Genomic DNA, 25,080 nt, shown 5'->3' with positions numbered 1-25,080 from the left:
GGCATTCACGCCACGGTGATACCCATATGTCACAAATTAAGTCCAAGACCGGCAGTCATGCCGGTCTTTTTTTGTGAAAATATCAGCATACCCCTTGTTTTTCAGGCCATTCCAGCGCTTTTGAGTTGCGGTGCGCGAATGCATTCGTATTCTGCGCCGACTTTATTTGAGTCGTTTCAAACCATTGAAAGGGGTGGAAACATGAACAAGAACGAGCTCGTCTCTGCAGTTGCCGAAAAGGCTGGTCTTACGAAGGCTGATGCTGCTTCCGCTGTGGATGCTGTATTCGAAACTGTCCAGGGCGAACTGAAGGCCGGTGGCGACATCCGTCTCGCTGGCTTCGGCAGCTTCACCGTAAGCCGTCGCGAAGCCTCCAAGGGCCGTAACCCATCCACGGGTGCAGAAGTCGATATCCCGGCTCGCAACGTTCCTAAGTTCTCTGCAGGCAAGGGCCTGAAGGACGCGGTTAACTCGTAAGTTTCAGAAGGCTGATCGCGCCTGCGGCGTGCAGTCAGTCTTTGTATGACACGAGGACAATTTGGCTCTTTGCAATTTTTGTAAAATGCGGCCGAATAAAATGCAGAAAGCCCGGCCATGCCGGGCTTTTTGTTTATCAGTCAGTTCTGATTGTCATGTGCGTGTCACGTGCATGTCGCAGAAGCCCAATCAGGCATTTCAAATGCATTGAAGGGGGACACCATGACATTCCGATTTTCCAGTGCTGCACTCACCGCAGCGCTTTGCGCTTCCGTCGCATTTCCGGCGGTGGCCGAGCCGGTTTTCAACCGAATCGCATTCTTCGCCGTGGCTCTGAATCTTCCATCCGACAAAGATGAGAAGACGGTCACCTCCGCCGAAATCATCACCGCAAGCGAAGACGGCAACACGCTGGTCTATTCCGACAGCCCATTGGGTGGCATCGGCTTCATCGACATCAAGGACGCCAAGGCACCGAAGGCGCTCGGCGCGCTTATGATGGATGGCGAGCCGACATCGGTCATCGCTTCCGGCTCCAAGGTGCTGGCGGGTGTCAACACGTCGGAGAGCTTCGTCAAACCATCCGGCAAGCTGGTAACGGTCGATATTGCAACGAAGACAATCGAGGCGAGCTGTGAACTCGGTGGCCAGCCTGATTCTGTTGCGGTTTCACCGGATAAAAGCTTTGTGGCGATCGCCATCGAAAACGAGCGTGATGAAAAGGTCAATGATGGCGCCTTGCCGCAGATGCCCGCAGGCTTTCTCGTCACCATCGGCCTGAAAGACGGCGCTGCCGATTGCTCGACGCTGAAGAAAATCGACGTGACTGGTCTCGCCGAGATTTCACCTGAAGACCCGGAGCCTGAATTCGTCTCCATCAATACCAATGGCGAGATCGCCCTGACGCTTCAGGAAAACAACCACATCGTCATCATCGATGGCAAGAGCGGCAAGGTCACGAACCATTTCTCCGCCGGCACGGTCGATCTGGACGGCATCGACGCCAAGTCGGATGGCCAACTGAAGTTCACCGACAGCCAGAAGGCCCGCAAGCGCGAGCCGGATGCCGTCAAGTGGCTTGACAACAACCGCATCGTCATCGCCAATGAGGGCGATTGGGAGGGTGGCTCGCGCGGCTTCACCATCTTCGACAAGAACGGCAAGCCGGTCTATGAGGCAGGTGCCTCGCTGGAACGCGCCGTAGCAGCTATCGGCCATTACCCCGAGAAGCGCTCCAAGTCCAAAGGCATAGAGCCTGAAGGCCTGGAGACCGCGACCTTCGGCAATGATAAATACTTCTTCGTTTTGGCCGAGCGTGCCTCCGTCGTCGGCGTCTACAAGGACACCGGCGCAGAACCAGAACTGAAACAATTGCTGCCATCCGGCATCTCGCCGGAAGGTGCCGTCGCCATTCCATCGCGCAATTTGTTGGTGACTGCCAACGAAGCGGATCTGGTGGAAGACGGCGGCGCTCGCTCGCATGTGATGATCTATGAGCGTGCCGAAGGGCAGGCGGCCTATCCGCAGCTCACATCGGCCACGGTCGATGGCGCGCCCATCGGTTGGGGTGCTCTGTCGGGCCTCGTGGGCGACTCGGACAAGGACGGCATTCTCTACGCCATCTCCGACTCGGTCTATGGCAACCAGCCCTCGATCTACACCATCGACGCCACTCAAAAGCCCGCCCTCATCACCAGCGTCCTTCGTGTGAAACGTGATGGCATGACCGCGCAGAAGCTGGATATGGAAGGCATCACGCTGGACGGAAAGGGCGGCTTCTGGGTCGCCTCCGAAGGCAACAGTGAAAAGCTCGTTCCGCACGCGCTTTACAACATCAATGCCAAGGGCGAGATCAAAGCCGAGATCGCCCTTCCCAAAGAGTTGCTGGAAGGCGAGACGCGATTCGGCTTCGAAGGCATTACGCTGATCGGCAAAGGCGACGACGCCACCCTTTGGATGGCCGTTCAGCGCGAATGGGGCAACGATGAAAAGGGCACCGTCAAACTGGTTTCCTACAATCTCAAATCCAAGGAATGGGGCGCCGTGCACTATCCGTTGGACAAGACCAAGGACGGCTGGGTCGGCCTGTCAGAAATCACCGCCCATGGCGACAAGGTCTACATCGTCGAGCGTGACAATCAGATTGGCGAAAAGGCAAAGATCAAGAAGCTCTACAGCGTCGCCATTGCAGACCTGAAGCCGGGCAAGATCGGTGGCGCATTACCCTTGGTCAAGAAAACGGAAACTCACGACTTCCTCCCCGACTTGAAAGCTCAAACGAACGGCTACGTCGTGGATAAACTCGAAGGTTTCGCCTTCGACAAGTCGGGCAAAGCCTTTGCGGTAACCGACAATGACGGCGTGGATGACTCGTCCGGTGAGACGCTGTTCTTCTCCGTCGACATGAAGGCTACGCACTGAGCTTAATAAGCTGCACCGCTTATTTCTCCGTCATTCCGGCCTTGAGCCGGAATCCAGTTCGCCGCGTCTGCGGCGAGAAGGAGTCTTTGCGGCGCGGACTGGGTCCCGGATCAAGTCCGGGATGACGGAGTAGGAAGCACCCATCAAGCAAAAAGCCGGGCGTCATCTCTGACGCTCGGCTTTTTTATCGTGATCGCTTCACCCAGATATCACCCAGATATCACGCGTCCTTCAAAGCATACTTTTCCAGCGCATCCCGATTGATTTCAATCCCCAGTCCAGGTCCATCCGGTATCTCTACGACGCCATCGACGTGATCCAGCGGGCTGGTGAGCACCGCCTGGCGATACGGATTCTCCGTTCGGTCGAATTCCAGAATGGGCGGGCGCGGATTGCGGCGCGCTGGGTCCGGTGGCAGATAGGCCATGAATTGTAACGCCGCAGCAATCGCCACGCCGGTCCCCCACACATGTGGAACGACGCGTACGCCGTAGAGCGTCGCGAGATCGGCGATGCGTTTGGTTTCTGAAAATCCACCACTGCCGGCAAGATCGGGCTGGAGAATATCCACCGCACGGTTTTCCAGTGGCGCGCGCATGCCATAGCGCCCATGCCAGGTCTCTCCACCTGCAACGGGGATCGGCTGACCCGCGCGGACGGCCTGATAGGCGTCCAGCTGCTCCGGCACGACAGGCTCTTCGAACCAGTCGATACCCAGCGGCGCAAGCGCGTTGCCGACCTCGATGGCTTCAAGCGCATCGTATCCATGATTGGCGTCGATCATGATGCGGACATCGGGACCGACGGCTTCGCGCGCAGCGCGGATGACGGCGATGTCTTCCGACACATCGAAGCCAATCTTGATCTTGACGGCGTGAAAGCCCTGCGCAGCGTAACCGGCAACTTCCGCCGCCACATCCGAGACCGCATCGACACCATCCTTGCGGAAGGAGCCGGTGGCATACACTTGGACGCTGTCGCGGAAACGACCGCCGAGCAGCCGTGAAATCGATGTGCCGAAGCGTTTGCCCTTAATATCCCAAAGCGCGATATCGATGCCGCTCAGCGCCGTCACCGTCAGACCGCGCTGCCCCTGATCGCGCAGCAGATTATAAAGCTGATGCCAGATGATTTCGATATCGAGCGGGTCTTTGCCGATGAGGTGAGGGGCGTAAGCCGCCACCACCGCTGCATTCGGCTTCGCCGGGCCGAGGCATTCGCCCCAGCCCACGGTGCCGTCATCACAAATGATCTCGACAAGGCAGTGGATGCGCCGGTCGAAACGCATTGACGCGCTTTCGAAGGCATGACCCAGCTTGTAGTCGAGCAGATGCGTGCGGACCGCCTCTATTTTCATGACGTGTAAGGCTCAATCAAGGTTTCGAGCATTTCGACTTCTTCCTCCGTCAAATCCGTCAGCGGCGCACGAACCGGGCCAGCATCGAAGCCCAGCAGGCGCACACCAGCCTTGATGGCGGACACGGCATAGCCCTTCTGGCGGTTACGAATGTCCATGAATGGATAGAAGAAATCAATGAGAATGCGATCCGTCGTTGCTCTGTCGCCCGCGCGCAGTGCCGTGTAGAATTTTTGCGCAAGCTCAGGCACGAAATTGAAGACGGCAGAGGAATAGGTGGTCACACCAGCGCCCAGATAGGCATCGGCAAACAACTCGGCCGTCGGCATGCCGCCGAGATAGGTCAGGCGCTCCCCGACCGTCGCGGTGATTTTGCGCACAAGGCCGATATCGCCGGAACCATCCTTGAAACCCACGAGGTTGGGGCAGTTGTCACAGAGCTTTTGCAGCGTCTCTGCGGTCAGAATGGAATTGTCGCGGTTATAGACCATGACGCCGATCGAGATGGAATCGCACACGGCCTTGATGTGCGCATACATGCCAGCTTGTGAGGCATCCATCAAATAATGCGGCAACAACAGGATACCATCCGCACCGGCCTGTTCAGCGCTCTGGGCAATCTGAATAGCCATCTTGGTGCCGTAACCACAGCCCGAAACGATTGGCACCGTACCCGCCGCAGATTTCGCAGCCTTGACGACGGTCGCGACTTCCTCAGGCGCCAGAGAAAAGAACTCACCCGTGCCGCCTGCAGCAAACAGGACGGATGCATTGAAGCCCGACAACCAGCCGACGTGATCCAGATACGGCTTTTCGTTGAAGTCGCCATTTTGGGTAAAAGGCGTGACAGGGAAGGACAGCAGCCCCGCGCCGAGTGCGACTTTGAGTTCTTGAGGATCCATAGCCATGAAATGTGTCTCTCCGATTTTATGTTTGCGGCGATGATAATCGAGATATGATCTTCGTCAAGAACTTATCATATGAGTTGACGTATTCGGATGTAGAATCTTTATGGAAGAGAAAATAGAGAAAGCGGTAGTCATGCTTGATGCCGTGGCACGGGCGCAGAGAATATCGGCGAATCTTCGCGCTTGAACAGATGCGGCTCCATGGCTTAGAGATAAGATAACGAACGGAATTCTGTATGACCACAAATCGGTGGGCGATTTGGGTTTCGATGGGGAGGAATCATGCTGAAAACATTGTTGTTAACAGGAGCCGCAGGCGGCGTTGGCAAGGCCATCAGACCCTTGCTGACGGATTTAGCCGAAAACGTCGTGCTGTCTGATATGGTGGATATCACCGATATGGCCGCCCATGAGCGTTTCGTGAAATGCGATCTTTCCAACCGCGCCGAAGTCGATCAAGCTGTGGCTGGCGTCGATGGCATCATACACCTTGGCGGAATCTCGGTGGAACGGCCGTTCGAGCTCATATTGAAGGGCAATATCGAGGGCGTCTACAATCTCTACGAGGCTGCCCGCCACAACGGCCAGCCCCGCATCATCTTCGCCAGCTCCAATCACACGATCGGCTTTCACAGGCGCGATCAGAAGCTGGACAGCCATTCACCGGTTCGCCCCGACACGCTCTATGGCGTCTCCAAGTGCTTCGGCGAAAACCTGGCGAGTTATTATTTCGACAAGTTCGGACAGGAAACCCTGTCGGTGCGCATCGGCTCCTGCACGCCCAAACCGCTGAACACCCGCATGCTGGCGACATGGCTCAGCATCGGCGATCTGGTATCCCTATGCGCCCACGGTTTCGACGCCCCGCGCCTCGGCCACGCCGTCGTTTACGGCGCATCCAACAATCACGAAAGCTGGTGGGACAACGCCAACACGTCTTTCTTGGGCTGGAAACCAAAAGACAGCTCGTCGAAATGGCGCGCAGAGATCATCGCGGAAATCGGCAAGGAAGACCCCAAAGACCCGGCCGTCATCTACCAAGGCGGCGGCTTCACCACGTCAGGGCATCCGGCAGATGGTTGACGGTGTTTGATGAGGGGGAGGGTAGGCCGGAGGTGTTCGGCTTATCCTGCCTTTCGCTGTCGGCTAACCGAATGACACATGATACCGCATAAGAATTTGGTGTGTGCCTAAACGGCGCCGTCAATATTTGCCAAGGGCATCGACAACAAACCGCCGACAGCAGATCCTGCGCGCAATATCGTATGTCGAATTATGGAAAATGGTGGGCGATGAGAGACTCGAAAAGTCAAATCTCTCAAAATTAATGTAATTAAATAATTAGTTTTATTTATTAAAGTAAATGTTAGATTTACCTAATTTGTGACATTGTGACGGTGATCTTTTTGTGACAAAATTTCCAATGTCACCGATCAATTATCTTCCTTTGGGTCTTTGATTATCGCCAGTCGGTAAACCGCCAGCGCCGCCGCTATTGTCAGTAGTATCGAGTAAGTCAACATTACGAATCCGCCAAAAGCACCGCTACGAAAAGCCCACCATTTAGCTGTCGAAACCCAAGGTGCGTCGCCGCCCAAAAAATCAAGGGCATCAAAAAACCAACTGCCCTTAAATAGAATTGCCCAGACAAGCGTCACGACTTGCACCATTATGAAATGGAAAAACGTTGCGTTTATTGACTCAAGGTAAGTGACGCCAGAGGTTGTGGTCAAAGCGCGCAGAGTGCCCTTTATCCGGGCGCTAACGAGACTAAACAAAATAGCATAGGTTCCGAGACTGAATCCTAAGAGGCTGGGAATCAAAGAATCAACCTTGTCTACCCACGTAGGCGATAGCCAGATTGAATAACTTAACGCACTGACAATGACCGCCACCCCAAAAATGGGGGAGCCCAGAATTCCGATGACGCCGCCATAAGCGTGCAAGTAGCGACGAAGCCACCGATATAGTGTTTTCCACTGTTTGAACATATCTACCTAAAGGCAGCTCCGAAGATGGGCAACAACGCCAGAAAAGCACTACGTTCTTGCTTAGCGTCTGGGTCGTATTTATCGTGCAGTTCCAACGGATAATCTTCGCTGTTTAGCTTAACTGCACCTTTTTCGTCGCGCCCCTTAACCTCCACTGATCCGTTGCTGAGAGCAACGTTACTGATTTTTCTAATGTCGTCATCCGGCTGAATTGATCCACCTGCATCAGCTTTATAAGATATCGTTATTGCTCGACTGTGGGTCTCTGCTAGGTGATTTTCAATGTTTTTATCAAAATCATCATCGAAGATATCAGTATTAGGCTTAGCAATCGTTATTGATATCTCTGTGATGCGGTCGATCTCAAACATTCTCTCTAGGCTAGCTTTCTCTTGGACCAGAGATATTTGCGCCTCTCCAAACTCTCTCATCACGTCGATATTTTTGGCGAGGTACCCAAAAAATTTCTTCGCTGACAAAGGAGTAAGCGTATCTCCTTTCGAATAAGTCTGAAAATATAGCTTGTGTGTTTTCTCATGGAGAGCGAAGTAAAAGTAAGCTGGATTGTAGTGTAAATCCGGAGGTATTTCGATTTCTGAAAGCTCGTCCTCGGTAGCTTCTTTTAGTTCCGCTGAATTAAACCACTCCGCGTCTTTGTCAAATTTCACAAATGTCGTGATTAATCCGGTAACTATTCCCTCAATTTCTTGACGGGTATCAAGCGACGATATCATCCCGTGTCGATCACCGTGAACCGGACCAATAATTCGTTTTCTATATACCGTTCGCAGCCATTTTGAATAGGTTCCCTGCTCGTGCGGATGCAGTCGAATGTTCAGTGCAGATGCCGATACTTTAATTTTTCTTGCCATGGTGAGCCTCCAGATTGAAAGCACCCTAAAAGCGGGAAATTAGACTTGCAACCTAAAGCAACCAAAAAACACAGGTGATTTTTGCTCCACCCACAAGTTGAGTATCGATTCTCTAAATGTTCCTTTTTTGTTCTAGTTATAGTTTGCTCGCATGTAAAGGCCAATTGTCGAAAATGAGGAGAGACTAGAAAGGATTCATAATGCCGCCGAGAGACAAGCCCGCCGAATGCAAGAGGCGGGCCGTCAATCGATTGAGTCAGTTTATTTAGGCTGAATATTCGCCTCATCCTCCGGCGTCATTTCCACCAATTCCGGTGCCTAACTTCTGATCACACCTTCTTCCATGAAATCGACCTCGCCAGCAGAAAGGATAACGGCAACGTCATTGGTCCTGGAGCCAGACAGAGCAATGACAAGGCCGAATGGCGCATCGTAAATGGCAAGTTGAACGCTTGTCGAAAGCTCAATCACATAAGCTTCCTTATCGCCTTGGTCGATCATTCTTCCAAAGGCTTTTTGAATAAGCGCGCCTTGTGAGCGGCGCGTCATCCAGTGCATGTTGTATTCAACCGGACTGTTAGAAAACGGATTGCCGGAGTGTGATTTCAGCGGCTCCACAATGTTTCGGTCACTGTTAATGCTCTCGGAGAGGACGGCGGGATGAATGCCGTCAACTTGGCGGTCGCGTGTGTTCTGGTGCGCAAGGATAATCAGGCCGGATGGTGAGTTGAGATACTCAACACAATTATATTTGCCGTTAAAACGTTTAACCGGCCAGCCCCTTGAAGCTTTCTCAAAAAGCTCACTGCTGACAGAGATATCGACGTAGTTTGTTGCGCCTTTAGTTTCTTCGAGTTTCATTGTATCTTGCTCTTGTATGAATGTTGACCCTAATTGGCATTCTCAACCTACCGGGGCGGCTGCAACCGCTTCGGTAGGGCATTGTCTAAGTGGTCAGTCGATGACCGGGAAGAAATGGCTGGTCTTCCTCGCCAGCCGGGTTTTGAGGGCTTCAAGCTGTGCCCTTTTCACCAGCGATGCATTTTCCATCAGTCGGTCGATTTCTTCGAGCTTGTAGGTGTTGATCAGCGTGGAAAGCTCTTTCGCTGCGTCGATCATGATTTCCACCATGGCCGTTGCCACTGTCAGGCTATTCACTTCTAAACCCATTTCTTGCCATTCTTCGGAGCGCTCTAGCTTAGGCACGTCAGCTGTCAGATCGGTTTCGAGTTCGATACCCACCCAGTGCAGATTTTCCGGCAGTGTGAAGTTGGCCTCCCGGTCCTTGAGGAACGTAGCGAAGGACAGGGAGGGATTTGCCATGCTGGGATCAAGAACCGGAGCAGGCTTTGCGCGCTTGGCTTGCACTTCCGCTTTTCTTCGTTCTCGGTATTCACGTTGAATTTCTGCTCGTGTCTTTGCCATCCATCTCCCCGGTAACGATATATTCTGTTACTGGTAACGCTTATCTATCGTTACCAAATCAAAGTCAACAAACTGGGAAAAGAAAATAGAAAACCCGCCACATGGGCGGGTTGAGTCTTAGCGGGCCGTGGAGAGCGATTCACAAGTGGCTGGTGGTTACAGTGGGTTCGACGGTCCGCTCTCTCTGGTGCGTTTTAGGCCGAGTTCCAGCTACAAGGCCGGGTCCTGCCATTCCACGCAAGGCGTCTCTACGTTCCATCATCGACCTTATCTGCCGGACGCGACCGGGGTTGATCCATATGAGGGATTCCCCAGAATGGCAAACATCCGAATGCCACTCTACGTATGCAGACCGGTGGCAATAGCCCACCCCCGGATTCCATTTGGTCTTAACCCGTCCCCGTTCAGAGACGCCTCAGAGCGAGGCTATTCGCAACGCCTTGAGACTAGGGGAACCAAAAAAGCTTCCAAAGGAGCCTCCTGACTATCCCCTCAAATGAGGACATTACCAAAATAGAATAAAACAGCGGAGGTTCAAGTATCGTGCATAAACTACCAACAGGTATTTTGTGCTGATCCCAGCATTATTCCATCGAAAACCTTGCCAACCGTAGAAGATCGGTGGAAATGAAGCTGATCTTGTCTGTTCCCAAATGCTTGCACGTCGCACTACGCGACTTCGCCAGATACTTTGCCCATCCTTCGCCATTATGAAGGTGATCAAGATAGCTTTGGGTTTGGCAGACAATCCTTGCAGCTTTCAGCTTCCCACCAGCCCGGCCAAGAGCCTTGTCTATAGATGCGATGCGTTCTTCCCGAAGATCATCGCCAATCACTACAGCGCCGTGTGCATGGAGCTTTCCACTCCGGGAGACTTCAATAGTGAATACATGGGGGAGGGAATGGCCAAGCGCTTTCCGAAGCTCTCTGCCGATATAACCGGAAATGAGGCGGGTTGGATCGCTGAATGCTGAAAGGGTTTTCTGTAGGCGGTCGCTGAAGTTGATGGTGAAGGCCAGCGCGCCGAGACTTTCAGCGGTGATGTGAGCTTCTGTCAGCTTTTCGATATCAGAAAGGTTGCGCCATTTTTTCGGAGCCTGCTTTTTGGGCTTGGCTGCTTTAGGCGTGGCTGGAAGAGGTGTTTCTGCTTGGTCTGTTAGAGGTGCTTTCAGGGGTGTGGAGGTGTCTTCGTTAGTTGGTTTTTTGAGGGTAGTAGAGGTTTGTTGGGGAGCTACTAGCCTAGCGTCTGACGAATCACGCTCGAACCCTTGTTCTGCAAGGGGTTCAGAGGTCTTATCGTCATCGCTTTTTGTCGCAATTTTGCGCGTTTCCTCACCTTCCAATGGGCCATTGATCAGGCGGCGGAAGAGTGGCGATTGGCCGGAGTAGTGGCTTGGATTAGAAGACAAGGGCGACGAGCCTCAACGGGGTGATACGAGCGACGGCAGAGTATTTTTAGTGGTTGGCGTGGTGGCGCAGAAGCGCTACCAATTCTTTCGCAACGGACGAAGCCAGTGTCCGTTCATGGTTGGTGTTGAGATTTTTCAGCCGGACCGAAACGCCTACACGGCCCAATTCGATTTCAGCGTCCATGTTCAATACCCCGCCTTTCCGGGCAAGCGCGTTTTCAATAGCTTGGGCAACATCAAGCGTCTGTGCTTTGGTCCACATATGGACACCAGCGCCATAATCAAGGTGGACTTGGCCGTTTTCCAGATCGGCAATATCAATACTCCCAAGGCCGATTTGCAGGCCAAGGCCAAGTCGCTTGATTTCGCTGGTGATGAGGTCGCCGACAAGATCAGCGACAGTGATGCCCTTATGAGCGGCCAGTTTCCGAGCCTGTTCGGCGCGTTCTTCGGGAAGGCGGATTGCTGCGGTAGCCAATGCGAAAACTCCTTTTGAATGCATTGAATGCTTTAGATGCACTAATATAGCATTGGGCAAATGATCACGCAAGCAGACGCTTCAGGAAATTCAAATAAACAAATGATTTTGTTGATTTATTATCGACTATTGGGTAGAGTTTAAACGCTGCAAGCGACGGCGGCAAACGCTACGGGGGAAGAGCCAATAGGCTGCTTCCCCTTTTTATTGGTTGTAGCTCCGTTATCGGGAGCGCGAATTGGCAAAGTTGCCCGGTCTTGTTTGGCGCTGCATTTCTGAAGCCACAACACCACGCATTGTCGCTTCCATCTCCTTTGCCATCCGTTTCGCGAGGTCTTCGTTCTGTTGTGGTGTGCCACCGCCATTGGTATTAACGGTAACAGGTGCTGAGATAGTGATGGATTGGACAGGGACCGACGAGCTTCCGATTGAAGGCGCGGACAGGGCAGGTGTCGGTGAGACAAATCCACCATCGGAATAACCTTTCAAAGCCCCCTGATGTAAAGCTTCAAGATTGCTAACACCAATGCGGCTGACAGCAGCTTTCGACATGACGTATTCGCCACGGTGGACGATGCCAGCCGGTTCGCTCCTGCCGCCGTCGCCGGTGTATCCGCCCGACTCGAAACCGAAGATCGCGCCAAGAATACCGCTGCCCAGCCCGCCACCAAACAAACCGCCCAGCGGACCTTTGCCAAGCAACGCCGCCTGAAGGGTCGCATCGATCAGGCTGTTCAAAAGGTTCTGAAGCGCACCGTTCAAAGTCGTGGTGCCGGTCAACAGGCCGGAGAGGGAAGATGTGAAGGACTCCGCAAAATACATCTGCGCATTCTTAAGGCCATCGGACGAGGCAGCAACCTGCTGGTTTGTTTGATCAAGCTGTGTCGTCAGCGTGATCTTCTCACGAATCTTGGCAAGCTCTTGATCAGATAGCGTGATCCCGGCACGTTTCGCTTCAGCCTGTGCCTGATAGACGCCAAGCTCAATTTGCTGCTGCGATGCGGACAGGCCAGAGATGGACGCTTCGAAGCGGGCAAGATCAAGCCCGTCCTCAACACTCTGGTTCAAGTTGCGCCGTGCGTCGTTCTGCCGGGTGATGGCTTCCGTTTGCTGGTCGAGTTCTGCACTCTTCGCCTTGTTCCGCGCGTCAGTATCTTCGATATGCCAGTTCTCATTCGACAACGGGAAAGACAGGCCGAAGTCACCAGCATTTTGATGCGCCCATTTCCGGGCAGCATCGGACGCATAGCCAAGATCAGCAGCATTGCCTTTATTGTGCTGGCTGTTACCAGGAGGGGCAACCCACTTGCGCGCTGCTTCCGTGGAACCGTATTTCTTGAGTGCCTGCAACCAAAGCTCTTGCTGGCGTTGCACGTCCCGATAGCCGGAGTTGATGGTGATATCGCCCTTCAGGTTTTCCGGCATCGAGGTAAGCATGGTCGCCAGCTTTTCAGCGAAGGCCGAAGCCATACCGTCGATATGCTGGCGGTTCTTACCGCTGGCCAGATTGCCCTCAAGAAAGCGCGTCGGATCGGACTTCGCTGAATTGACGCTCACAATGTTTTTGGCACGATTTGCGATAGCGGTCGCATCCATCACCTGTCCCATCGAACGGGCATTGCCAACGGCGCTCTGATAAGCGGCGTCAATGCCATTCGCGGTCGCAAGGCTATCCATTTCCGCCTTCAGTTCCGGCACTAGGTTTTTCAGTTCGACAAGTGCGCCCTTGAAGTTCGCCGCCGCCGAGACATTGCCGTTCATGTTGGTGGAGAGGCTAAGGCTTGCAGTGGAAAGCGCCTTCATCGCGTTCTTAAATTCCTCACTGCCGCCCGTTACATCGTGGATTTTCTCATCGACCGCCGACAAGGAGGCGCGAAGCTGGCGCAACTCCGCTTCTTTGAGGACAGACGTTCCGCCCTGCGTGTCTTCGATCTGGCGCAAGATTTTGGCGCGTTGTTCCTGAAGGCGTTCAAGATGCTTTTCGGGGGAGTTGTAGGCAGCCACGGCTTTGTCACGCGCACCGCCGGAGGGGTCATTGATTGCACCGATGATCTTGGATGCAACATCAACCCCGGAGATCGCGGCTTGTTTGGCGTAAACGGTAAAGTTCCGCCACATGGTCGAAAACTCCCGGTCGATCTTCTTTGCCGCCTCAACCTGTTCGTCGGTGAAAGTAGCGGCTTCACCGCGCATCTTCTGGATTTCGCTAACGGACAGGCCAAGAACCTTAGCCATCTGTTCCGCGCCAGTTCCGCCAAAAATCTCGTCAAGGATGCGTGTCTGCGCTGCAGCGTCCAGCGTTTGCAACTTGGCAATGATTTCGTCCATGAACCGGCTAGGGTCTTTGAGTTTCTGCGCAACGTCTGTCGCAGAATAGCCAAGGCGTTGGAAAGCTTCTTCGGCGCTGCCCTTGCCGGTCTTGGCAAACTCATCGCCGCGAATGTTCAGTTCCTTTATCGCATCTGTCACGCCGTCAATGCTCATGCCGGTGGCGGTCGCTACATATGACCATTGCTGCCACACTTTAGAAGACACGCCTGCCTTCCGAGCTTCCCGGTCTACTTCGGCCACGCTATCGGCAACTTGCTTGATTGCAATCGCTGCGCCACCGACTGCCGCAACAAGCGCACCGCCCTTCATGACGCCAGCAAACATGCCCTCCATTTTACCGGCGATGGAAGCTGACGCCTTATTCATGGATCGCTCCATGCCTCTACCGGCGTCGTCGGCATCTTTCTGCATCCTGCGGAAACCGTCGCGGCTGCGTTGTTTCTGGCGGTCCATGTCGCGTTCGTATTTGTCGAAACGGGCTGCAAGTGTGACTAAAAGCTGTTGGCCTTCATCTGCCATGGTGGAAACTCCTACGCTGCGGCCTGCATCAGCCGATCAAAATCATCTTCGGGGAGGTCATAGATTGACCGGGTGTTGTTGCTCTGGATGGCACGGGAAACGGCCATGGCTGCTGCCACCGCACCGTCGATGCGATCTGTGCGCTTGTCCTTGTGCATTCTGACAAGGCCGGTATCGCCACGGCTTGCGACAACCGAATCAAAATGGTGTCGAAGAACCGGGTGGTCGTTGTGGCGGATCATCCGTCCATTGACCGTGCGCTCAAGATCGCCAGTCGCCGGTCCCATGGTGAGCGGTGCCTGTCGCATTTCGATTGCTGGCAAGCCGTCATCGTGGAGGCGCTGCATGGTCTTGCGGGCAAGATACGGATCGAAGGCGATTTCTCTGACGTCGAAGGTGGCGCAGAGATCGCGGATATGCTGTTCGATAGCTTCCGGTTCAATGATCGGGCCGTCTATCACATTTACATGGCCGTCAGCCTTCCATTGCTCATAAGGCACGGCATCTTTGACGGCTCTGGCCTTGAGATCGTCACCGGGAACAAAGAACCACGGGTGGACGAAAATGCGGCCATCACCATGCTTGAAGGCAGCAACAATGGCCGTCAGGTCGCCATTAACGGACATGTCCACGCCGAGATATGCCGGGAGCGTTTCGAGTTCGGTTAGATCGAAATTTGTGTCATGGCCCTCGTCATAGATACCCATGTCGAAGAGCGGTTCACGGGAAGCGCCCTGCCAGATATTCAGATTGTATTGCAGGAATGAATAGCGCTCTTGCGGCCTGTCTCTGGCGTCGGTGACGAGGTTCTCAAATTCTTCGATAGAAACGAAGCCGTCAGCAAGGCCGGGGTTCGCTTTGTGCCATGTCGCCGGGTCGTCCCATGCGTCGTCCGGCTCGGCCACGAGCAAGACCGGAAGATATGACGGATTAAATTTCTCACCTGTCGCAATCTTGCAGGCGTTTACATACTCATCATAAAGCAGGTTCTGGTTTCCAGCGCCCGCCGTGCTGGCGATGATGGTCAAGGGGCGCTTCTTCACACGGGAGCTTTTGAGTGCTTCCCAAAGTTCGCGGCCTTTCCAGACATGCAATTCGTCGGCAAGAATGAATGTCGGGGATAGACCGTGCGCTTTACCGCCGTCCGACGACATGACTTCAAGCCGCGACTTTTTCACAGGGCAGTCGATCAGGCGCTTGCCGGTCTTTGAACCATAAATCTTTGTCGCGGAAACGAGCCGCTTGTCTTCACGCAAAATGCCAGCGGCTTCTTCAAACGCGATCTTGGCTTGATCGCTGTCCTTTGCTGCGAAGATAGCTTGTCCACCGGCAACCGCTTCCGGGCCGATGGTGTGGAGTAATGCCAGTGCTGCGGCCAGCGTGGTTTTACGATTTCCGCGTGGCATCAAAAGCAGAACCGTCTTCACGATCATGTGGCCGTCTGGCGTGCGTGGGCCGTAGATGCGACGGATAATGCGCTCTTGCCACGGGGTGAGGGTGAAGGCGCGTTTGGGTGCGCTGCTGGATGGATGGCGAAGCATACGAAGGAAGCGCACGGCGCGTTCCCCATGACCGAATGGGTCTTCAATGGTGCTGTTATCGAAAACCCAATTCGGGTAGGTGCTCGCCATTACACCACCGCCAAGGGGTTATCGTCGTCATCGTCGGAGCTTACTTGCATAATCGCTGCGCGTGACCGGGCGGCGGGCGTCAGGCCAAGTTCCGATGCTGCTCGAAGTGAAAGCATTTGGCTGTCTTTAAGAATTGTAGAGACAGGGTTCCGTTTGCCATTGACGATTAGGCCGGAGGTCTGCAATTCACGGTGTGCCTCCCGCATCGTGGCGACGGCGATTACGTAATTTTCAAGAGCGGCAAGATCGGCTTCAGTTAGAATTTTGCGCTCGTGAGTGAGGATATGCGCAACACGCTTCCATTCAGCCTTAGCGTCACGAGAAAGATAGGCCGGAGGCTTCGGAACTGTCAGCACAGTAGAAGAACCGGGAACGATCACGGAGGGTTTGAGGCCACGCATTAGACAGCCTCAGAGAATTGGTGCGCCATGCAGGACTTGAACCTGCAAGGGTTTCCCCACGATATTCCTAAACACACCGCTGGAGTGTTTAGGCAATACCGCGTGTCTACCAGTTTCACCAATGGCGCACTATGAAAACCATAGTTATTTCTTCTGTTGATTGCAATAGTCATTGCAGAACCTCCCCACGCAACTCATGGGCTTCGTATCTGCCAAGCTCTTTGATTTCTTTCAGGCCGTAGGCGCTGCCGTTATATGTGACGCGATCTGCCGTGGTGATGCCGGGAAGGTATCTGATACGGAAAATCACGCTGTCGGTTTCCGCTTCGCCGTAGCCAGTAAAGAATTCTGTTGCGGTCTGCTGGATGATTTCAGCCCAAACAACGGCTGCTGTCGTCCATGTCTTCACCACGTCGCCGGAGAGTTCTACAGTTTCGGCCTGTCGCTCAATGGTGACACGTCGATCCATGCGGCCAATATTGATCATGCCAGCCACCGGATTAGCGCTTCCACGCTCACGATAGAATGCCCGTAGGCCGGGTCAGGGTCGCGGACATGCCTGATATCCGTCACCTTGAAATGATCGCAGTAAGCGCCAACGCTCTGCATCTCATTGGAAAGATTGTATTTGGACAATGCGGCGTTGACGGTCGCTGCGATTTCTTTCGCTGCATCCTGTCCAGCATCTAGCGTCCAGATATGGAGGTCGAGATAAACCCATGCAGCGCTCTGTGCGCGATAGTCATTGCCATGCAGTTCGGTGTTGCCGTCTGCGATGATGATGGACGGCGTTTTGTCAGGCCGTGTGCTGCCTGCCCGGATATGGCTGGCGTCCACAAGGTCGGTCACTTCCGGCTTGTGGATCAGGCGGCTTCGGATCGCTGTTTGAAGCGTAAGAACGGGTTCGATACTCATTGGCTGGTCGTGCCTTTCCATGCGTCCCGGATGGCTTTTCGGCCAGCTCGGTCGATACGTTGCTGTGCGCGCTTGCGCTGAAGCCGAAAGCCCGGCCAAAAGAAGGGTTGAGCGTCGGCTTTGCTGGTGCCGTATTCGATAATGTGCGGATAACGGGTGTCGGCATCGCCAACGGTGATGATGACTTCGGCGGGACCGGCAACGCGATTGCCGCCCGGCTGGCTATAAGGCGGGGTGGACTGGCCGGGCATGGTGACGGTGATCGACTGCTTCAATGCGCCTGTATCTTGCGGTGCAAGGACACGCTGTGTTGATGCAATCGACTCTGCCGAGGTCGCCAGTGCCTTCAAAACGGCATCACGCGGGGCTTTCTTCACCCGGTCGAATGCCTTCATGAGATCGTCAAGGCCATCATTCCCCATCGTGGAACCACGCTAAACGGTAGCTATCAAGGGTTTGGGTAATGGTCTGCGGTGCGATCTGGCTAGACATGCCGAAGGTGGTGACGTTGCGCACCTCATAATAGAAAGCCACAAGCCGGAGGATTGCGATTTTCAGATCAGCCGGGAATGGGTCGAAATCATCAAGCGATCTGCCGATGTAATTCGAAACATATTGTTCCGCCGCTTCAATGTAGAGCATGATCAAAGCATCTTCTTCGCTGTGATCAACGCGCATGTGTTGCTTGGCGAGTTCAGGTGTGATGCCTGTCATTCCGCTGCTTCTTTTGAAAAAGTTATTTCCGCTCTTTCTTGAAGAGACTTCCCCGCGCCGGTCCCGGTGGTGTATGGAAAGTTGAGGACCACCCCCGCAGTGTTCTTGCGCGCAGTAATTGAAGATGCGTAGAGTTCAGACTTACGGATCAAATTTCGGGGAACGGGGACATGGACCTTACCACTTTCAACGAGGCGCTCGGCCTTGCATCCAGCGCGGTGGGGCTTACGGGCAAAGCTGCTTCCACGATCACAGCTATCAAGGGCATGTTTGAGGGAGGCAAGACTCCGGACAGCGGTGAAGCTTCGAAACTTTTGAATGAGCTTGCGAATGAACTGACATTGGCAAACATGACGAACGTTCAAATCAGCCAAGCGCTCAAAGCACTGAATCAGGAGCTTCTGCGGCAAGACGAATTTGCGCGTGAAAAGGCAAGATACGAGCTTTTTCAGACTGCGGAAGGATCGCTTGTTTTCAAACTGAGCGATGCTATGCGCAATAATCAACCGGCTCACTTCATTTGCCCAGTCTGCTTGAATCGCGACAGGCTTGTCAGTTTTTTGCAAGGCAATGGGGATTATCGGACCTGTCAAACTGATCACCATCATGTCTACAAATTCGCAGACACTCCGTATCCCAACGATTCCGGCTCGAGTTACTTTTAGCAAGAGGACAACTCCTGCCGTTGTTTGGTGGAGCTATGGCAGGGTGTGCAAAGGGGCTGCCAATTGGCACGGGTCCAAAACAGGCGCTTGTCACCACGATGGGGAATGACGTGATCAACTAGGGTCGCAAGGTTTCCGCATAGACGGCACGTTGGGTGTGCTTGTAGATATTCGGCACGGGCTTTGCGCCACTCATTATTATAAGCTCAAACGGGCGTCCGTCAGGATATCGCACGACACGGGCAAAGCCGTTGCCGTAAATCAGCGCGTCAGACGTAAGCTGTGTTCGGATCGCGCCTGCGCCGGTCCACTCATTCGCCCGTTTATGAACGATCTTATGAGCGGTGTGATATTTTGCGCACGTCTTGGCGTCGGCCACCTCTTTATAGAGTTTGACCGGGAGGGAGCCAATCGTTTCACAGATAAGCCGGACGGCTTGAAGCACTGCCGGGGTGTTGAGGGCTGATAAACCGCCGACGCTCACGCCGCTGTTCGTGGAGCGAATACCAAAGATTTCGGAAACGGCAGGGTCGGTCAGGGTGTAAGCTTTGCGCTCACCCGTTCCAAACATGCTTTTGACGTCGTTCCAAAATCCCACTGGATAATACTCCTATTTAACTTAGGAATATTATCTCATATGCCGAATCTGATGTGAATCGCAGTTATCAAAAATAATGATTATTTACGCTAAAGCTATCAATTTTTATCATCATACGGGCAGGGGATCGATCTTGCTCATAGCGCTCGCGAGTCCCGGAAGCATGACTTCGCTACGGCCATATAGCTCTTGTGAACCACCATCCGTCCGTCCCGTGATGTAATTGCGAGCGTCCTCCGGCACTCCATCGCGCCGACACAAATCCTCGAACAAATGTCGCCAGCCGTGATTCGGTGAAAGTTCGGGCCGCTTGTCGAATGGTATGAAACTGCGAACCCACGTGCTGATACGCGGTTGGATGAGAACGGCATCTTTGGTGTCGCCTCTGAACAAGCGACCGGGTTTCGCGGCCTTGACGAATTCGATCAGTCCTTCATCCATCAGAGCTTTGTGAACGGGAATACGGCGCTCACTGCTGGCTGTTTTCAATGACCGTGCACCGACTGTGGTAACTTTCCAGAACCACTGGCCTTTCAATTCGAAAAAGTCTTCCTTGTGAAGATTGCCTGCTTCGCTAACCCTCATCCCGGAATACGCGCAAAGCCACGGTATCCACCGAAACATGGCCTTTTCTTCCTTCCGGGCTGCTGAAAGGACAAGCTTGGCTTCATCCATCGTGAAGGCGCGAAGATAGGAGGGCAGGGTGGTGAAGTCAGGGGCTTTAATGCCGGTGAGCGGGTTGCCAGCCGGGAAAAAGTTAGTGGGGTCGTTCTGTCTTCCCCAATTCATAACAGTGCGAATGTTTTGAAGCATGGCTTTCACGGTGCGATTGCCGAGTTCGCCAGCGTCCTGCAATGATTCGATCCAGCCCTTGCCTTCAGCGGCGGTAACGGTCAGGGCATTCTTGCTCTTTCGCCATTTCGAAAATGCAGCACAATGATCCCGATACTTCTTAACCGAGCGATCAGGCAGCGGCTTTGCATTCTTCCCGCGCGCACGCCGCTTCACCTCGTCGTCTATTATATTGTCAAATGTGACAGGGGGAGCTTCTTCATCCTGTTTGACGGCTTCCGAAAGCATGGGGTGCGATGGCGTGCCGTTGAAGTCACCATCATTGCGCTCATAGCGACGTGCAACCGCCTCAAAGGACGCAACGCAGAGCGCGTGAGCCAACTACGCCATTCAGGTGATCCCTTCACAGCATCGGAGTTTCCTACAAGGCGAACGCGCTCGATACGTGCGCCAACAAGTTCCTCTAGCTCGTCGTCTGAAAGCTTACCTGCAAAGCCGTCACGAAATGGGAAGGCGTCATATGCCGGATCGGGATCGATCTGCGCATAACGGGGATCATGCGCCCGAATCTCTGCATCGAAGGTGATTTGGCTTTCGTAATCCCGAAGAGCGATTTGTTGGGCTGTAAGCGGGTAAGGCGGTGCTTTCGATTGTTGACCGGTTGCTGCCTCATGCTTCTGCCTTGCGATACCTAACTGCCGCTGGATTGATGCAACGGCGGCGGCGTGGTTGCGAAGCGCTGTGCGCCGGTCGCCGCCAAGCTGGATTTCCAACTCTGCTTTATTGTCGAGGTATGGACGGAGATAAGGCGGAACAACGAGTCGCGCTGAATAGCGGCCGTTTCGTTCTTTCCAATGCCGGAGAGTGCCAGCCATTCAAAACCCATTTTTGTGACGTGATTTGTGACGTCAATATGGGCGAAAACGCTTGTGGTGCAAGGGGTCTAAATGAAATCAAGGGGATAGAATGGTGGGCGATGAGAGACTCGAACTCCCGACATCCTCGGTGTAAACGAGGCGCTCTACCAACTGAGCTAATCGCCCGTCGCGTCTTGCAGATCGTGTCTGCCGCGTCGGTGGCCGTGATGTATTGGTATCGGAAAAAAACCGCAAGAGCTTTTGTGAAGTTTTTTTGTTTTTTTCGATTTTTGTGTGGATGGCGGTGGTCGTCTGGCGACGCCTCACATCGACAAGCTTGAAGAGGGAGCGGCGACTCCGTGGCTAAATTAGTGAAGGGGAGAGACAAGCGGAGATTCGTTTTGCGCGAACCGCTACCCGCTGTGGATAAGTCTTGGATGTCGTCGCCCAGAAAACGAATGAAGGAAAATGCCGGGAAACCGGGCCTGTCTGGATGTTTGCGAATGCAAAATGCACAAGCTTATTCTTTTGTCGTGAAACTTGCTTGACACTCCAACACGAACGCCTTAGTTAGCCGCTCAACGAACAGCCGAGGCGAGTTCGTAAGGCGGGTTTCGGCCAGTCTTTTTGGGAATGTGCGGGTGTAGCTCAGTTGGTTAGAGTGCCGGCCTGTCACGCCGGAGGTCGCGGGTTCGAGCCCCGTCACTCGCGCCATTCCTTCCTCGAAGTCTACGGATCCTCGTGATCCTTAAAATGCGCGGGTGTAGCTCAGTTGGTTAGAGTGCCGGCCTGTCACGCCGGAGGTCGCGGGTTCGAGCCCCGTCACTCGCGCCATTTTATTCCTCCTCCAAAACAAATGCCTCAGCCCCCCACAGGCGCCGGAGGTACGTTTCCGCTACGACTTTTCATCTCATCCCATAGCGTTTTTTGCTGTCGCAATCGCCGTGTGAATCGCGTTGCTCCACCGCTTCAATATGTCGAATTTCTTGCCTTTCTTCCTCATGTTTGGAGGCGATTTTTCAGCCATTTTCTCGCCGCCTTGCGTACAAAATTATGTGACGGTCCGCTGGCGTTCAGAGCGTCGATATTATCTAATCGATTGAAGCGGTTAGCGATATTTCTAAGGATTGTCGTTGCCATATTGGGGCGGCAGAATGGCCCGCCCTTGTCACGATTGCCTTGAAATGGCACTTAATCTCTTGCAGAGAGGACGTGGCTGCGATAACCACAGCGGCGTTGCAACATAATTTCGGCCCTATGGATTCCACTCTCCAAAAGGGGCATGCTTGACGCTCGGTCAAGCAAGGAAGAGACAATGACTGAACTCCTCAGTTCCTACATTCCGATCGCAATCTTCATTGGTATCGCGCTTGTCATCGGTCTGGCGCTGTTGATTGCGCCTTTCGCCGTTGCCTACAAGAATCCCGACCCGGAAAAGCTGTCCGCATTCGAGTGCGGCTTCAATGCTTTCGACGATGCGCGTATGAAGTTCGACATTCGCTTTTATCTGGTGTCGATTCTGTTCATCATCTTCGATCTCGAAGTCGCCTTCCTGTTCCCGTGGGCTGTGTCCTTCGGTGAAATCGGCTGGTTCGGCTTCTGGTCCATGATGGTGTTCCTCGGCGTTCTCACCATCGGCTTTATATATGAATGGAAGAAGGGGGCACTGGAATGGGCGTAGTTTCAAACGACACGCTTGTCGCACCAAAGCCCAAGGGCATTATCGATCCCGCCACGGGCAAGCCTGTTGGCAGCGATGATGGCTATTTTACCGAAATCAACGACGAGCTTGCCGATAAGGGCTTTCTGGTCACGTCCACGGACGAGTTGATCACCTGGGCTCGCACAGGCTCCTTGATGTGGATGCAGTTCGGTTTGGCCTGTTGCGCAGTCGAAGGTCTGATGCAGGCCTCCGGCCCGCGTTACGATATGGAGCGCTTCGGTGTTGCCCCGCGCGCGTCACCGCGCCAGTCAGACGTGATGATCGTGGCCGGCACGCTGACCAACAAGATGGCGCCAGCGCTTCGCAAGGTCTATGACCAGATGCCGGAGCCACGCTACGTCATCTCGATGGGTTCGTGCGCCAATGGCGGCGGTTACTACCATTACTCCTACGCCGTCGTGCGCGGTTGCGACCGTGTCGTGCCTGTCGATATCTACGTGCCGGGCTGTCCCCCCACGGCTGAAGCGCTGCTCTACGGCGTGCTTCTGCTGCAAAAGAAAATCCGGCGTACCGGTACGATCGAGCGTTAAGGGCAGAGGACTTACAAATGAGCGAAGCTCTCAACGATCTCTCGGCCTATGTGCAGGAAGCACGCGGTTCCCTGGTGGAATCTGCGGTCATTGCCTATGACGAATTGACGCTGAACACCACGCCGGCCAACATCATCGCGCTCCTGACGTTCCTGCGTGACGACGTGCAGTGCGGTTTTGTTAATATCATCGACATCTGCGGTGTGGACTGGCCGAGCCGCGAAAAGCGTTTCGACGTGGTCTATCACCTGCTATCGCCGCGCCAGAATTTGCGCGTGCGTATCAAGCTTCAGGCCGCCGAAGACGAAGCCGTCCCATCGGCGACCTCCGTTTTCCTCGGTGCGGAATGGTTCGAGCGCGAAGCCTGGGACATGTATGGCATTCCCTTCGAAGGCCATTCTGACCTGCGTCGCATTCTGACCGATTACGGTTTCGAAGGTCATCCGCTACGCAAGGATTTCCCCGTCACGGGCTTTGTGGAAGTGCGTTACGATGACGTGCTGAAGCGCGTTCTCTACGAGCCGGTCGAACTGAAGCAGGAATTCCGCAATTTCGACTTTCTCTCCCCTTGGGAAGGAACAGACTATGTTCTTCCGGGCGATGAAAAGGCCAAGCCATGACAGAACATAACGTTCGCAATTTTACGATCAACTTCGGCCCGGAACACCCGTCCGCGCACGGAGTGTTGCGTCTCGTGCTCGAACTGGACGGTGAAATCGTCGAGCGCGTCGATCCGCATATCGGCCTGTTGCACCGCGGCACGGAAAAGCTGATCGAGACCAAGACCTATCTTCAGGCGTTGCCCTATTTCGACCGTCTCGATTATGTCGCGCCGATGAACCAGGAGCATGCTTTCTCGCTCGCCGTGGAAAAGCTGCTGGGTCTTGAGATTCCGATGCGTGGTCAGTTGATCCGTGTTCTCTTCTCGGAAATCGGCCGCATTCTCTCGCACATCATGAACGTGACCACGCAGGCCATGGACGTGGGCGCAATGACGCCGCCGGTCTGGGGCTTCGAAGAGCGTGAAAAGCTCATGGTGTTTTACGAGCGCGCGTCGGGTGCCCGTCTGCACGCCGCCTATTTCCGTCCAGGTGGTGTTCATCAGGACTTGCCGCCTGAACTGGTCGACGATATCGGCAAGTGGTGCGATCCGTTTATTACGTTCCTCGACAACGTTGAAGGTCTGTTGACCGACAACCGCATCTACAAGCAGCGCAACGTCGATATCGGCGTTGTCTCGCTCGAAGATGCGTTCGCATGGGGCTTTACCGGTGTCATGGTTCGCGGCTCGGGTGCAGCCTGGGATTTGCGCCGCGCGCAGCCTTACGAGTGCTATTCTGACCTCGAATTCGACATTCCCGTCGGCAAAAACGGCGACTGCTATGATCGCTATTTGATCCGCATGCAGGAAATGCGCGAATCGATCAAGATCATGAAGCAGTGCGTCGAGCTCTTGCAGGGCAAGCACCGTGTTGGTGCCGTGTCGTCGCTCGATGGCAAGGTCGTTCCGCCAAAGCGTGGCGAGATGAAGCGTTCGATGGAAGCGCTGATCCACCACTTCAAGCTCTACACCGAAGGTTACCACGTTCCAGCCGGCGAAGTGTACGCAGCGGTCGAAGCGCCGAAGGGCGAATTCGGGGTCTATGTGGTCGCCGATGGTTCGAACAAGCCTTACCGCTGCAAGATCCGCGCGCCGGGTTACGCACATCTGCAAGCCATGGACTTCCTTTGCAAGGGACACCAGCTTGCCGACGTGACGGCTGTTCTCGGCTCTCTGGACATCGTGTTCGGGGAGGTTGACCGCTGATGCGTTTGCCGCTGGCCATATCGGCTCTTGTTGCCGCGACTGCACCCGTTTTCGCCCAGACGGCGGATAGCGGCGTGTCTTCGCAGGCAGGCGGCGGTTCATCATCTGTCAAGCAACTTCTGTCACAGGGATACGAGATCAAGTCCTCGCTTCCCAATGGCGGAAAATTCATTGTGTTCATGCAAAAAGACAAAGCGGCCTATGCCTGCGAATTCGTCACAGTGACGAAATCGCGGTGCGAGTCGCTCAATTGATGGGG

General features: G+C 54.2%; 28 protein-coding genes and 4 tRNA genes. 11 read left to right on the top strand and 21 right to left on the bottom strand.

The features are described from left to right. Window positions 1-201: 201 nt before the first annotated feature. Together hupB and RRU01S_RS12980 are read left to right on the top strand one after the other, a co-directional pair. Window positions 202-477, top strand: coding sequence for a DNA-binding protein HupB (gene hupB / locus RRU01S_RS12985; RefSeq protein WP_042619695.1), 276 nt, complete (start codon window positions 202-204; stop codon window positions 475-477). A gap of 222 nt (window positions 478-699) precedes the next feature. Then, a complete protein-coding gene (locus RRU01S_RS12980; RefSeq protein ID WP_045230711.1) occupies window positions 700-2,898 on the top strand; it encodes an esterase-like activity of phytase family protein in 2,199 nt (732 codons plus the stop codon). 220 nt (window positions 2,899-3,118) lie between these two features. On the opposite strand, the gene RRU01S_RS12975 is transcribed toward RRU01S_RS12980, so the two are convergent. Beyond that, window positions 3,119-4,255, bottom strand: coding sequence for a mandelate racemase/muconate lactonizing enzyme family protein (locus tag RRU01S_RS12975; RefSeq protein ID WP_045230710.1), 1,137 nt, complete (start codon window positions 4,253-4,255; stop codon window positions 3,119-3,121). Further along, on the bottom strand, window positions 4,252-5,157 hold the full coding sequence (gene kdgD / locus RRU01S_RS12970; RefSeq protein ID WP_045230709.1) for a 5-dehydro-4-deoxyglucarate dehydratase: 906 nt from the start codon (window positions 5,155-5,157) through the stop codon (window positions 4,252-4,254). Before kdgD ends, RRU01S_RS12975 begins: the two co-directional genes overlap by 4 nt. A 288-nt stretch (window positions 5,158-5,445) precedes the next feature. On the opposite strand from kdgD, the gene RRU01S_RS12965 reads away from it, so the two are divergent. Continuing rightward, window positions 5,446-6,246, top strand: coding sequence for an NAD-dependent epimerase/dehydratase family protein (locus tag RRU01S_RS12965; RefSeq protein ID WP_045230708.1), 801 nt, complete (start codon window positions 5,446-5,448; stop codon window positions 6,244-6,246). Between the two features lie 350 nt (window positions 6,247-6,596). Here the strand turns inward: RRU01S_RS12965 and RRU01S_RS12960 are convergent, their stop codons facing one another. The 14 genes from RRU01S_RS12960 to RRU01S_RS12900 form a co-directional block, all read right to left on the bottom strand. Then, complete coding sequence (locus RRU01S_RS12960; RefSeq protein ID WP_045230707.1) at window positions 6,597-7,154, bottom strand: hypothetical protein; 558 nt, start codon at window positions 7,152-7,154, stop codon at window positions 6,597-6,599. 2 nt (window positions 7,155-7,156) lie between these two features. After that, window positions 7,157-8,026 carry a DUF4747 family protein gene (locus RRU01S_RS12955; protein WP_045230706.1) on the bottom strand — a complete coding sequence of 290 codons (870 nt, stop codon included), beginning with the start codon at window positions 8,024-8,026 and terminating at the stop codon, window positions 7,157-7,159. Window positions 8,027-8,344: 318 nt separating this feature from the next. Then, entirely contained in the window at window positions 8,345-8,887 is a 543-nt protein-coding gene (locus RRU01S_RS12950; RefSeq protein WP_045230705.1) for a hypothetical protein, read from the bottom strand. A gap of 93 nt (window positions 8,888-8,980) precedes the next feature. Then, window positions 8,981-9,451: a hypothetical protein gene (locus RRU01S_RS12945; RefSeq protein WP_131367794.1), complete on the bottom strand. Its 471-nt coding sequence runs from the start codon at window positions 9,449-9,451 to the stop codon at window positions 8,981-8,983. 584 nt (window positions 9,452-10,035) lie between these two features. After that, the gene (locus tag RRU01S_RS12940) at window positions 10,036-10,860 is read right to left on the bottom strand and encodes a hypothetical protein (RefSeq protein WP_131367793.1); all 825 of its coding nucleotides are present in this window, start codon (window positions 10,858-10,860) and stop codon (window positions 10,036-10,038) included. A 46-nt stretch (window positions 10,861-10,906) separates the two neighbouring features. After that, the gene (locus RRU01S_RS26065) at window positions 10,907-11,338 is read right to left on the bottom strand and encodes a hypothetical protein (RefSeq protein WP_131367792.1); all 432 of its coding nucleotides are present in this window, start codon (window positions 11,336-11,338) and stop codon (window positions 10,907-10,909) included. Window positions 11,339-11,560: 222 nt separating this feature from the next. Beyond that, a complete protein-coding gene (locus RRU01S_RS12930; RefSeq protein ID WP_045230701.1) occupies window positions 11,561-14,188 on the bottom strand; it encodes a D-alanyl-D-alanine carboxypeptidase family protein in 2,628 nt (875 codons plus the stop codon). Between the two features lie 11 nt (window positions 14,189-14,199). Then, window positions 14,200-15,819 carry a terminase large subunit gene (locus RRU01S_RS12925; protein ID WP_045230700.1) on the bottom strand — a complete coding sequence of 540 codons (1,620 nt, stop codon included), beginning with the start codon at window positions 15,817-15,819 and terminating at the stop codon, window positions 14,200-14,202. After that, entirely contained in the window at window positions 15,819-16,220 is a 402-nt protein-coding gene (locus RRU01S_RS12920) for a phage terminase small subunit P27 family (RefSeq protein WP_045230699.1), read from the bottom strand. Before RRU01S_RS12920 ends, RRU01S_RS12925 begins: the two co-directional genes overlap by 1 nt. Before the next feature lie 18 nt (window positions 16,221-16,238). Further along, a tRNA-OTHER gene (locus RRU01S_RS26200) sits at window positions 16,239-16,348 on the bottom strand. A 41-nt stretch (window positions 16,349-16,389) separates the two neighbouring features. Next, the gene (locus RRU01S_RS12915; protein WP_045230698.1) at window positions 16,390-16,707 is read right to left on the bottom strand and encodes a phage head closure protein; all 318 of its coding nucleotides are present in this window, start codon (window positions 16,705-16,707) and stop codon (window positions 16,390-16,392) included. Then, a complete protein-coding gene (gene gp17, locus RRU01S_RS12910) occupies window positions 16,704-17,135 on the bottom strand; it encodes a tail completion protein gp17 (protein ID WP_234936075.1) in 432 nt (143 codons plus the stop codon). The genes RRU01S_RS12915 and gp17 overlap by 4 nt, the downstream gene beginning before the upstream one ends. Then, window positions 17,132-17,557, bottom strand: a complete 426-nt coding sequence (locus tag RRU01S_RS12905; protein ID WP_045230696.1) for an HK97-gp10 family putative phage morphogenesis protein — start codon at window positions 17,555-17,557, stop codon at window positions 17,132-17,134. The genes gp17 and RRU01S_RS12905 overlap by 4 nt, the downstream gene beginning before the upstream one ends. After that, a complete protein-coding gene (locus RRU01S_RS12900) occupies window positions 17,547-17,849 on the bottom strand; it encodes a head-tail connector protein (RefSeq protein WP_045230695.1) in 303 nt (100 codons plus the stop codon). Before RRU01S_RS12900 ends, RRU01S_RS12905 begins: the two co-directional genes overlap by 11 nt. A gap of 170 nt (window positions 17,850-18,019) precedes the next feature. Between RRU01S_RS12900 and RRU01S_RS25020 the strand changes: the two genes are divergently transcribed. Beyond that, complete coding sequence (locus tag RRU01S_RS25020) at window positions 18,020-18,514, top strand: hypothetical protein (protein WP_052816071.1); 495 nt, start codon at window positions 18,020-18,022, stop codon at window positions 18,512-18,514. Here RRU01S_RS25020 and RRU01S_RS26750 read toward each other — a convergent pair. The 5 genes from RRU01S_RS26750 to RRU01S_RS12875 all read right to left on the bottom strand — a co-directional run bounded on the left by RRU01S_RS26750 (window position 18,511) and on the right by RRU01S_RS12875 (window position 20,947). Next, complete coding sequence (locus RRU01S_RS26750) at window positions 18,511-18,621, bottom strand: hypothetical protein (protein WP_327787027.1); 111 nt, start codon at window positions 18,619-18,621, stop codon at window positions 18,511-18,513. The genes RRU01S_RS25020 and RRU01S_RS26750 overlap by 4 nt on opposite strands. 11 nt (window positions 18,622-18,632) lie before the next feature. Further along, window positions 18,633-19,112: a phage portal protein gene (locus RRU01S_RS12885; protein ID WP_327787015.1), complete on the bottom strand. Its 480-nt coding sequence runs from the start codon at window positions 19,110-19,112 to the stop codon at window positions 18,633-18,635. Window positions 19,113-19,223: 111 nt separating this feature from the next. Continuing rightward, window positions 19,224-20,192, bottom strand: coding sequence for a site-specific integrase (locus tag RRU01S_RS26465; RefSeq protein WP_234936074.1), 969 nt, complete (start codon window positions 20,190-20,192; stop codon window positions 19,224-19,226). Then, window positions 20,132-20,779, bottom strand: coding sequence for a hypothetical protein (locus RRU01S_RS26460; RefSeq protein WP_234936073.1), 648 nt, complete (start codon window positions 20,777-20,779; stop codon window positions 20,132-20,134). Before RRU01S_RS26460 ends, RRU01S_RS26465 begins: the two co-directional genes overlap by 61 nt. 92 nt (window positions 20,780-20,871) lie before the next feature. After that, window positions 20,872-20,947: transfer RNA gene (locus tag RRU01S_RS12875), tRNA-Val, on the bottom strand. Between the two features lie 451 nt (window positions 20,948-21,398). Between RRU01S_RS12875 and RRU01S_RS12870 the strand changes: the two genes are divergently transcribed. The 7 genes from RRU01S_RS12870 (at window position 21,399) to RRU01S_RS12840 (ending at window position 25,075) form a co-directional block, all read left to right on the top strand. Then, window positions 21,399-21,475 (top strand) — tRNA-Asp (locus RRU01S_RS12870). A 43-nt stretch (window positions 21,476-21,518) separates the two neighbouring features. Further along, window positions 21,519-21,595, top strand: a tRNA-Asp gene (locus RRU01S_RS12865). A gap of 481 nt (window positions 21,596-22,076) precedes the next feature. Continuing rightward, window positions 22,077-22,442 carry an NADH-quinone oxidoreductase subunit A gene (locus RRU01S_RS12860; protein WP_042619792.1) on the top strand — a complete coding sequence of 122 codons (366 nt, stop codon included), beginning with the start codon at window positions 22,077-22,079 and terminating at the stop codon, window positions 22,440-22,442. Continuing rightward, the gene (locus tag RRU01S_RS12855) at window positions 22,412-23,014 is read left to right on the top strand and encodes a NuoB/complex I 20 kDa subunit family protein (protein WP_412674268.1); all 603 of its coding nucleotides are present in this window, start codon (window positions 22,412-22,414) and stop codon (window positions 23,012-23,014) included. Before RRU01S_RS12860 ends, RRU01S_RS12855 begins: the two co-directional genes overlap by 31 nt. Before the next feature lie 17 nt (window positions 23,015-23,031). Then, entirely contained in the window at window positions 23,032-23,634 is a 603-nt protein-coding gene (locus RRU01S_RS12850) for an NADH-quinone oxidoreductase subunit C (protein WP_045230692.1), read from the top strand. Beyond that, window positions 23,631-24,821: an NADH-quinone oxidoreductase subunit D gene (locus RRU01S_RS12845; protein WP_045230691.1), complete on the top strand. Its 1,191-nt coding sequence runs from the start codon at window positions 23,631-23,633 to the stop codon at window positions 24,819-24,821. Before RRU01S_RS12850 ends, RRU01S_RS12845 begins: the two co-directional genes overlap by 4 nt. Beyond that, entirely contained in the window at window positions 24,821-25,075 is a 255-nt protein-coding gene (locus RRU01S_RS12840) for a hypothetical protein (RefSeq protein ID WP_045230690.1), read from the top strand. Before RRU01S_RS12845 ends, RRU01S_RS12840 begins: the two co-directional genes overlap by 1 nt. Window positions 25,076-25,080 lie beyond the last annotated feature (5 nt).

Origin of the sequence: Agrobacterium rubi TR3 = NBRC 13261 (genome assembly GCF_000739935.1) — a bacterium.
In the GTDB taxonomy this organism is placed as follows: Bacteria; Pseudomonadota; Alphaproteobacteria; order Rhizobiales; family Rhizobiaceae; genus Agrobacterium; species Agrobacterium rubi.
Note: the sequence above shows the minus strand (reverse complement) of the source record. Positions and strands in the feature narration are given on the sequence as shown.

Coding starts and splice junctions, on each gene's coding strand:
- RRU01S_RS12845 (WP_045230691.1), top strand. CDS start 23,631: ATGACAGAACATAACGTTCGCAATTTTACGATCAACTTCGGCCCGGAA.
- RRU01S_RS12975 (WP_045230710.1), bottom strand. CDS start 4,255: ATGAAAATAGAGGCGGTCCGCACGCATCTGCTCGACTACAAGCTGGGT.
- RRU01S_RS12860 (WP_042619792.1), top strand. CDS start 22,077: ATGACTGAACTCCTCAGTTCCTACATTCCGATCGCAATCTTCATTGGT.
- RRU01S_RS12980 (WP_045230711.1), top strand. CDS start 700: ATGACATTCCGATTTTCCAGTGCTGCACTCACCGCAGCGCTTTGCGCT.
- RRU01S_RS12950 (WP_045230705.1), bottom strand. CDS start 8,887: ATGAAACTCGAAGAAACTAAAGGCGCAACAAACTACGTCGATATCTCT.
- RRU01S_RS12840 (WP_045230690.1), top strand. CDS start 24,821: ATGCGTTTGCCGCTGGCCATATCGGCTCTTGTTGCCGCGACTGCACCC.
- RRU01S_RS12955 (WP_045230706.1), bottom strand. CDS start 8,026: ATGGCAAGAAAAATTAAAGTATCGGCATCTGCACTGAACATTCGACTG.
- RRU01S_RS12925 (WP_045230700.1), bottom strand. CDS start 15,819: ATGGCGAGCACCTACCCGAATTGGGTTTTCGATAACAGCACCATTGAA.
- hupB (WP_042619695.1), top strand. CDS start 202: ATGAACAAGAACGAGCTCGTCTCTGCAGTTGCCGAAAAGGCTGGTCTT.
- RRU01S_RS12850 (WP_045230692.1), top strand. CDS start 23,032: ATGAGCGAAGCTCTCAACGATCTCTCGGCCTATGTGCAGGAAGCACGC.
- RRU01S_RS12920 (WP_045230699.1), bottom strand. CDS start 16,220: ATGCGTGGCCTCAAACCCTCCGTGATCGTTCCCGGTTCTTCTACTGTG.
- RRU01S_RS12960 (WP_045230707.1), bottom strand. CDS start 7,154: ATGTTCAAACAGTGGAAAACACTATATCGGTGGCTTCGTCGCTACTTG.
- RRU01S_RS12965 (WP_045230708.1), top strand. CDS start 5,446: ATGCTGAAAACATTGTTGTTAACAGGAGCCGCAGGCGGCGTTGGCAAG.
- RRU01S_RS12855 (WP_412674268.1), top strand. CDS start 22,412: ATGGAAGAAGGGGGCACTGGAATGGGCGTAGTTTCAAACGACACGCTT.
- RRU01S_RS12945 (WP_131367794.1), bottom strand. CDS start 9,451: ATGGCAAAGACACGAGCAGAAATTCAACGTGAATACCGAGAACGAAGA.
- RRU01S_RS25020 (WP_052816071.1), top strand. CDS start 18,020: ATGGACCTTACCACTTTCAACGAGGCGCTCGGCCTTGCATCCAGCGCG.
- RRU01S_RS12930 (WP_045230701.1), bottom strand. CDS start 14,188: ATGGCAGATGAAGGCCAACAGCTTTTAGTCACACTTGCAGCCCGTTTC.
- gp17 (WP_234936075.1), bottom strand. CDS start 17,135: ATGAGTATCGAACCCGTTCTTACGCTTCAAACAGCGATCCGAAGCCGC.
- RRU01S_RS12915 (WP_045230698.1), bottom strand. CDS start 16,707: ATGATCAATATTGGCCGCATGGATCGACGTGTCACCATTGAGCGACAG.
- RRU01S_RS26460 (WP_234936073.1), bottom strand. CDS start 20,779: ATGGCTGGCACTCTCCGGCATTGGAAAGAACGAAACGGCCGCTATTCA.
- RRU01S_RS26465 (WP_234936074.1), bottom strand. CDS start 20,192: ATGCTTTCGGAAGCCGTCAAACAGGATGAAGAAGCTCCCCCTGTCACA.
- RRU01S_RS12905 (WP_045230696.1), bottom strand. CDS start 17,557: ATGGGGAATGATGGCCTTGACGATCTCATGAAGGCATTCGACCGGGTG.
- RRU01S_RS12900 (WP_045230695.1), bottom strand. CDS start 17,849: ATGACAGGCATCACACCTGAACTCGCCAAGCAACACATGCGCGTTGAT.
- kdgD (WP_045230709.1), bottom strand. CDS start 5,157: ATGGATCCTCAAGAACTCAAAGTCGCACTCGGCGCGGGGCTGCTGTCC.